Annotated in this window: 4 protein-coding genes; 1 reads left to right on the forward strand and 3 read right to left on the reverse strand. The window is 30.9% G+C overall.

The window, feature by feature from the left end; translation table 11 throughout:
* Positions 1–11: 11 nt before the first annotated feature.
* The 3 genes from BPMYX0001_RS28810 to BPMYX0001_RS28815 form a co-directional block, all read right to left on the reverse strand.
* On the reverse strand, positions 12–368 hold the full coding sequence (locus BPMYX0001_RS28810; RefSeq protein ID WP_078212160.1) for a DUF3221 domain-containing protein: 357 nt from the start codon (positions 366–368) through the stop codon (positions 12–14).
* Between the two features lie 103 nt (positions 369–471).
* Positions 472–627, reverse strand: coding sequence for a hypothetical protein (locus tag BPMYX0001_RS33565; RefSeq protein WP_006097670.1), 156 nt, complete (start codon positions 625–627; stop codon positions 472–474).
* Between the two features lie 60 nt (positions 628–687).
* Positions 688–894 carry a hypothetical protein gene (locus BPMYX0001_RS28815; RefSeq protein WP_033799569.1) on the reverse strand — a complete coding sequence of 69 codons (207 nt, stop codon included), beginning with the start codon at positions 892–894 and terminating at the stop codon, positions 688–690.
* A gap of 194 nt (positions 895–1,088) precedes the next feature.
* Between BPMYX0001_RS28815 and BPMYX0001_RS28820 the strand changes: the two genes are divergently transcribed.
* Complete coding sequence (locus BPMYX0001_RS28820; RefSeq protein WP_006097672.1) at positions 1,089–1,376, forward strand: DUF5316 family protein; 288 nt, start codon at positions 1,089–1,091, stop codon at positions 1,374–1,376.
* Positions 1,377–1,414: the final 38 nt, after the last annotated feature.

Raw genomic sequence — 1,414 nt, forward strand, 5'->3', positions numbered from 1 at the left:
ATTGGAAGTAATTATTCGCTGGAGGTTTTAGGCAAAAGTAATTTCCCAATCTTTTCAATACATGACGCTTTTGCCTTAGCAGGAGAGCTTTCTTCTATTCCTCCTTCTATCCAAACACCAACTTCTTGATCCAATCCATAGTTTTGTATCTCGTCATTCTTAGGAATCCGCACCCATACCTTTCCATAATCTTCAGTGTAGATGAGTATTCGTTTATGTTCCTTATCTAGTTTGACAATTTTTCCTTGAAAGGTAAATGTGTCTTTTCCTTCGCTTTTATTATTTACCATTGATTTATTACAAGCAGAAAGAAGTAGTATTGCCAATAGTATCAAAATTAGAGCATGGTAAGATGGTTTGTTAAACATGATCAACCTCCATTAAATTTTGTATCACTTGGGGAGAAAATACAGTTGTTAACTTTAAGTGTTATTAGTTAACATTATTCTCGTTATTGGAAGTTAAAGTTAGCTAAAAGCTTTTGAAAACTAAATTTAGTACGACAAATAGGATAACTATGATAATAACGATAAATGCTTCTATGACGTACTTTTTAGCTTCTTTTGCTAATTGTACTTTTTCTCTATATTTCTCTTGTATTTCTTTCTTTTTATCTTCTGATTTCATATAGACTCTTTGAGAAATGATTAATCCATAGCAAACGCCTTTCATTGTTTAAGAGAAGGTTTACTGTTCTTTATATTTTTCTGGATCATTAACAAAGAAACGAACTTCTCCACATGTAGAACAAACATATGGAATTACTTCACTATACGTTGCATTTACAACAGCATGTTGGGATGGTCTATTCAAAATACCAACACTGCCTCCCACAGCTTTCAGAAGGGATTTTGTCAATGGTATTTCGCATTGATTACAAATCTTTTCTTTCATATAGTTTCTCCTTCATATCTAATCATTTTCCTTATTGTACCATTTAGAAAAAGTTATATGTTGTGTAATTTTGGTTGTATATCGTATACAAACTCGGTTAACATAACGTCTCATTATCGGAATTTGTTTAAAAAATATACACTTAATAATATGGTATAATGTGGATATTATTTTTTTTTGAAAGAGGGATCATAATGATAAAGAGAGGACTCATTTCAGGAATACTCCTATTACTTATCGTATCTGTAGTAGCTTATTTTAGTCGGGATTGGAGCTACATTTATTATGTATGTGGAACTTTCGGATTAATTAGTATTGGGTTAGCTTTAGCTTACTTCATTGATAGCTTAATTTTAGGTAATAAAGGAACTCTATTTTCAAAAAAGGAAACGCGTAAAATTGGTCGTATCAACCAATCAAAAGGTTTTTTAATAATGGCTATTCCAAATCTTATAGCAGCACTAGTTTACATCGTTATTTAATGTATATCGTATACAAATCTAGTTACCATAACACTAAA

Origin of the sequence: Bacillus pseudomycoides DSM 12442 (assembly GCF_000161455.1) — a bacterium.
Taxonomy (GTDB): domain Bacteria; phylum Bacillota; class Bacilli; order Bacillales; family Bacillaceae_G; genus Bacillus_A; species Bacillus_A pseudomycoides.

Coding starts and splice junctions, on each gene's coding strand:
- BPMYX0001_RS28815 (WP_033799569.1), bottom strand. CDS start 894: ATGAAAGAAAAGATTTGTAATCAATGCGAAATACCATTGACAAAATCC.
- BPMYX0001_RS28820 (WP_006097672.1), top strand. CDS start 1,089: ATGATAAAGAGAGGACTCATTTCAGGAATACTCCTATTACTTATCGTA.
- BPMYX0001_RS33565 (WP_006097670.1), bottom strand. CDS start 627: ATGAAATCAGAAGATAAAAAGAAAGAAATACAAGAGAAATATAGAGAA.
- BPMYX0001_RS28810 (WP_078212160.1), bottom strand. CDS start 368: ATGTTTAACAAACCATCTTACCATGCTCTAATTTTGATACTATTGGCA.